We start from the raw sequence: 737 nt of genomic DNA on the forward strand, positions 1-737 counted from the left end.
GCACTGCCCGGCTTCAGTCTGCCAACAGGGCAGAACGGCCTGTTCAGATTGAGCAGCCAGACCACCAGTAACACCAGCGCCGCAGACACGTCGCCGCAAAGCTGGAGCCTGGGCAGCGGCGCTGTTTCCTTAGCGCAGCGCGAGCACGCGGTTCCAGCCGCACCGGCAGGCACCATTGAACTGGGCTCCATCGGCCAGATATCCGGTGCTACTCGCCAGCTCTCGTTGATCACCCGGCAGAACGCAGGCATAGCTACCAATGCCTCGCAATTTGACGCCTCGCTGCCGACCGATACGCCGGTTGGCGGGGTTTTAGTGCCCGGCCACGGCTCTGATGCCGCAAGCTTCGCGGGTAGCGATGCCGTAACCGGCGTCACACCTACTCATCAGGCGAACGGCGCAGTTCCACCGGTGCAGAATGCCGGTTCCTCCGGCGCTGTCCCGTTCGTTATTCCCGACGCCTCAAACAGCGGGACAGACCTCGTTTCCAGCTCGCAAACAGTCGGAAGAGTTCAGGGGTTGCCCAGCAGCGGTTTTGTTTCCAAACCGCAGAAATACCTGATCGAAACCAACCTGGTCCTTACCAACCTCAAGCAGTTCATGAGTTCGGACTACTTGCTCTCCAACCTCGGTTACGACCCGGACGCGAGCGCCAAGCGGTTGGGCGATGGTCTGTATGAACAACGACTCGTGCAGCAGGCAGTTGTCGCCAGAACAGGGCAGGCTTTCCTCGGCGG

Annotated in this window: 1 pseudogene; it reads left to right on the top strand. The window is 61.2% G+C overall.

Features of this window, described 5'->3' with window-relative positions:
- Positions 1 to 737: pseudogene (locus tag EGJ27_RS24935) on the top strand (filamentous hemagglutinin); the annotation flags it as partial.

The sequence above is a fragment of the Pseudomonas sp. v388 genome (genome assembly GCF_003935425.1).
Taxonomy (GTDB): domain Bacteria; phylum Pseudomonadota; class Gammaproteobacteria; order Pseudomonadales; family Pseudomonadaceae; genus Aquipseudomonas.